At 37.8% G+C, this 4,751-nt stretch carries 6 protein-coding genes; all 6 read right to left on the bottom strand.

The window, feature by feature from the left end; translation table 11 throughout:
- Window positions 1-65: 65 nt before the first annotated feature.
- Window positions 66-821, bottom strand: coding sequence for a M50 family metallopeptidase (locus IQ228_RS21440; protein WP_027403862.1), 756 nt, complete (start codon window positions 819-821; stop codon window positions 66-68).
- 243 nt (window positions 822-1,064) lie between these two features.
- Window positions 1,065-1,361 carry a hypothetical protein gene (locus IQ228_RS21435; RefSeq protein WP_027403863.1) on the bottom strand — a complete coding sequence of 99 codons (297 nt, stop codon included), beginning with the start codon at window positions 1,359-1,361 and terminating at the stop codon, window positions 1,065-1,067.
- Window positions 1,362-1,658: 297 nt separating this feature from the next.
- Entirely contained in the window at window positions 1,659-2,828 is a 1,170-nt protein-coding gene (gene purT, locus IQ228_RS21430; RefSeq protein WP_193964369.1) for a formate-dependent phosphoribosylglycinamide formyltransferase, read from the bottom strand.
- Between the two features lie 745 nt (window positions 2,829-3,573).
- The gene (locus IQ228_RS21425; protein WP_027403867.1) at window positions 3,574-3,804 is read right to left on the bottom strand and encodes a type II toxin-antitoxin system MqsA family antitoxin; all 231 of its coding nucleotides are present in this window, start codon (window positions 3,802-3,804) and stop codon (window positions 3,574-3,576) included.
- Between the two features lie 17 nt (window positions 3,805-3,821).
- Window positions 3,822-4,046: a DUF4258 domain-containing protein gene (locus IQ228_RS21420; protein ID WP_201769162.1), complete on the bottom strand. Its 225-nt coding sequence runs from the start codon at window positions 4,044-4,046 to the stop codon at window positions 3,822-3,824.
- Window positions 4,047-4,224: 178 nt separating this feature from the next.
- Window positions 4,225-4,751, bottom strand: a 527-nt coding sequence (locus tag IQ228_RS21415; protein ID WP_228044000.1) for a GUN4 domain-containing protein, incomplete at its 5' end; no start/stop codon positions are given.

Genomic DNA, 4,751 nt, shown 5'->3' with positions numbered 1-4,751 from the left:
GGGTAGATGAAACAGCTAAAATCACCCTCGCAATATTTACGCAACCTATTTGAGAAAAGTATCATTTATTGCTGATTTGTTGAATAGACAACGCGGAGACTTTGGACTAAAATGATGAGAGATGCGATCGCCATTAATAACCCCCAAAACCAATAAGGTAAAAATAAATACCTCTGCATTTGTCCTGTATCTGATAGTCCTAATGGACCCGCAGTATAACTAAATAAATAATCAAGTTGATGATAGGTACTGACACAAGCCTGCACACCTAAAAATTGAATTGCAAACCCTTGTACCCAAAGAGGTGTTTTTAACGCAACTCCCAAGATCATCAAACCTAAAAAGGGAATAGCCACAAAGCCAAACCAAGAACGCACCCAAATCAACGTAGACAGCAGTAAAAATCCCCCTAAAATCTTTAAACTCAAGGAAGTTGTTTTCCAACTCCCAGAAGCGAGAATTAAGGTGGCACCGGCAATAGGTGGACCCATTGGACCCGCAGCCGCTACTAAGCCGATACCAAGGTATCCCCAGGTGTTACTTAAAGTATAATGAGCTACGCCAGAACCGTTACCAAAAATTTCTAGTTTTTGAAATTGTCCCCCCAACATCAAAGCCATCAAACCGTGACCCATTTCATGAAACCAAGTAGCTAAGATAGAAAATGGGTACAAAATATAATTACCTATGGGTATTTGCCACATAATTGCTGTGACTATAGCCGCTGCTACTAACCAGGTTAGCCCCATTTGTTCTACTTCTGTTGGTGTTTCTTGAGTAAATAAAGGTTTAGAATTTGAATTTTTACTGGGTTCTCTCATTAGTGACTCTCCTGCACGTAATTACACCAATTAGCTGAGTATTATTGAATCTAAATAATTAGACAAAAATATTTACAGTCATTGCGAGGGAAGGGAAGCAATCACAACCCTTGGAATTGCTTCATTTCACTTCGTTCCATATGGCTAACGCCACGCTGCGCTAACGCAATGACATTGTGTAATTAATTGTGTCCCACTACTTATCCTAATTTACTTCAAGAGGAAGTGTTAATTTCCTGAAATTTATTCCCAAGTGGCTGCATTCCGCAACACACTGGGAATTTCACCTTGCGATAAGGGAAACTCTAACATTGTTTCTTTATAACCTAAATACCCAGATTCAGTAAAAGACAAAAGCATTCGTTCCAGTGCAAACCAAACTTCTGATTCATATTCCCAATCATGATAGCGTCTAGCACGTCCAGCAATGGAACGTAAAGCCCAAAAGTAAGAATTTCTAACTACAGAACCGCCTTTTTTAAATTCTGGTACATCTTCATGGTGAATAAATAAAACATTATTTTCAATTCTGGCTCTCATACTCATAAATCAAATATTCTGTAGGGGCGCAGGGACTGCGCCCGTTGAACCCCAGGACTGCGCCCATTCAATAGCAAGAGAGAAGAAAAAGTTCCTTATAATAAACCTTTCATCTCATTGCCAGTGCATAAGTAATTGGACAAAAATATTTACAGTCATTGCGAGGGAAGGGAAGCAATCACAACCCTTGGAATTGCTTCATTTCACTTCGTTCCATATGGCTAACGCCACGCAACGCTAACGCAATAACATTGTGTAATTAATTCTGTCTCACTACTTACCGCTATAGCTGAATGCTTAATTTATTTTCACCTGACTAGCTGCTTTTGTCGCCTTTTCTCTAGCTTCTTGAATATCCCCACCTTTTGCTAAAGCCACACCCATGCGACGATAAGGATGAGCAGTAGGTTTACCAAATAACTTAATATCTACATCTTTTTCAGCTAAAGCTTCAGCTACACCAGTAAAAGTAATAGAATCAGATTTTTCTGAAGCTAAAATTACCGCACTTGCAGAAAATCCCAACTGTTCAATATGGGGAATGGGTAAACCTAAAATAGCTCGCAGATGTAATTCAAATTCATTCAAATTCTGAGAAATTAATGTCACCATCCCTGTATCATGGGGTCTGGGAGACAGTTCTGAAAAAATGACTTCATCTTTAGTAATGAAAAATTCAACCCCAAAAATTCCCGCACCACCTAAAGCATCAGTAACTTTTTTAGCAATTTCTTGAGATGCTAAGATTTTATCTTCAGAAATAGCTGCGGGTTGCCAAGATTCTTGATAATCACCTCTTTCTTGACGGTGGCCAATGGGATCACAAAAAATAGTCGGTGCGTCCCATTGTTTAATCGTTAGTAAAGTAATTTCAATTTCAAAATTAATAAATTCTTCAACAATTAACTTTTGGCTATCACCACGAGAATTAGCAATAGCATAATTCCAAGCTTTTTCTACTTCGCTGCTATCATTAACGACAGATTGACCTTTTCCAGAAGATGACATTACCGGTTTGACAACATTGGGAAAACCAATTTCTTCAGAAATAGTAATTAACTCTTCTAAAGTAACTGCATAACCATATTTAGCAGTTCTAATTCCTAATTCTTGATGTGCTAATTCCCTAATTCTGTCGCGGTTCATGGTGTAATTAGTCGCTGCTGCTGTGGGAATAACTGTAATTCCTCTTTGTTCAAATTCTTGTAATTTTTCGGTTCTAATTGCTTCAATTTCGGGAATAATAAAATCGGGTTGATGTTTATTGACAACCGCTTCTAAATCATCAGCACTTAGCATAGAAATAACTTCTGCACAATCAGCTACCTGCATAGCAGGAGCATCGGCATATCTGTCCACAGCAATGATATAATTGCCTAAACGTTGAGCAGCAATGACAAATTCTTTTCCCAGTTCTCCTGAACCAAGCAGCATTAATTTTTGGGGTAGTTTTAGCTTCTTAATCATAAGTTCGATACCGCAGATGTTGATTTAAATATCTTGTCATTATTTTACATAGTTTGGGGATTTTTGCCGAGGAGGTTGGATAAAAAACAGGACAATTATTCAAAATACTGTTGACAAGTTTCCAAGTTTCGGTTATTGTTTAATTATAGTGGAAATCCGTGCGCCCATATATATAGGGTTTTATTTTCCCAAAAGTATTTTTGTCTGAATCAGGATATCCAGGATTTGAGGATTTTTAGGATGTTGTTGGATGATTTTTGGTGGGAGTTTGAGGTTTTTTTTGTCTGAATCAGGATGTCCAGGATTTGAGGATTTTCGGGATGTTGTTGGATGATTTTTGGTGGGAGTTGGTGATTTTTTTGGTCAGAATCAGGATATCCAGGATTTGAGGATTTTCGGGATGTTGTTGGATGATTTTTGGTGGGGAGTTGGTGATTTTATTTTGTCTGAATCAGGATATCCAGGATTTGAGGATTTTCAGGATGTTGTTGGATGATTTTTGGTGGGGAGTTGGTTTTTTTTAGGATGTTTTTGAATGATTGTTTTTGAATAATTTAAACCATCTATAAATTACCATCCTGTTAATCCTTTAATCCTGGTTATCCTGATTCAGACAAATACAACTTTCATCACCAAACAAACCATCTATAAATTACCATCCTGTACATCCTTTAATCCTGGATATTATCTCGACTTCGCTCGATAACCACCTGATTTGTGACAATTAACGCATTCCTAACACATTCTACGCACTCAAACTTACAACATCTATAAAACGTGCAACTGCAAGATTTTTGCGGTTGAGTTTAATTTGTTCAATTTTATGTAATGTTTCTGCTGTCATGTAACTTTCACCGCAATGAGGACAACTAATAATAGGTAGATTTTCAATTATTAGTAATTCTTCTCCTTTCCCATAAGTTCTGGTAATGTTGCGGATATGTACACCTTCGCTATTACAAATGTCGCATTTCATATTTCTGTTACCTGATTTTAAACTGTATATAGTGTAATGATAACTAATTTTCCGCTCAGACTGAGTTTAGTGATAATTTCAATTTCTACACCATCGGTGGTTACTCCTCTAATGCGATATTTTGATTCTGCGGTAATTCTGTCTTTTTGACGTTCTATAATTTCACCATTCAGGATACTTTGTTCGATGTCATATATTGTTAAGTTATCATCGTTCATTTCTTCTTCTGCATGAAGTGTCATTACATATTGAAGTGATGTAATTTTTTCTCTTATTCTTTGTAATATTTCATCAAACATGACATGATTTATGTTGGTTTTCAGGATAGGTAATGTATAGTATCACAATCCTGTACATCCTAAAATCCTGGACATCCTGATTCTGACTTAATAATTTTCTGTAACCCTTAAATGTTACAGTCTACAAGTCTCGACGCGAGAGAAGAAACACCCTCTCCTCCCCGAAAATCATCAACCTCCACTTGTAAAACATCCACTCATTGCCTCCATTTTTCGGGAGGTGGCCTTCTGGTGCTTTCTTGTCAAAAGTAATATCTTTGTAGTACAACCAGTCTCCTCCTTTTCTCCATCCTACCTTGTCCCCGAACTTCTCCCATATTTCCCTATTATATTGTCTCGTTCCACCGAAACTTTGATAAATTCGTTTCTGCACAGAAAACCCAAACTTACCACCACTGTATTTTACCCACAACTGGTCAATGGTGCGGAGGTCTGCACAGGGAAAATTATCAATATCTTTAACATCTAACCAACCTTCCTTTTCCCGTTTCGCAACTACTAACATTACCCGTGCTGTTTCCTCGTCTGCTCTTTTCCATTCCCCTTGTGCGAGGTAGTCACGCAGTTTTCTGTAGTCCATTCCACAGGATGATTTTAGTCCCCCCTCCTCGCTTGCGGGGAGGGGGTTAGGGGTGTCTCTTATACACA

Origin of the sequence: Dolichospermum sp. LEGE 00246 (genome assembly GCF_015207865.1) — a bacterium.
Classification (GTDB): Bacteria; Cyanobacteriota; Cyanobacteriia; order Cyanobacteriales; family Nostocaceae; genus Dolichospermum; species Dolichospermum heterosporum.
The sequence above is the reverse complement of the archived record's forward strand: the minus strand, read 5'-3'. Positions and strand labels throughout refer to the sequence as shown.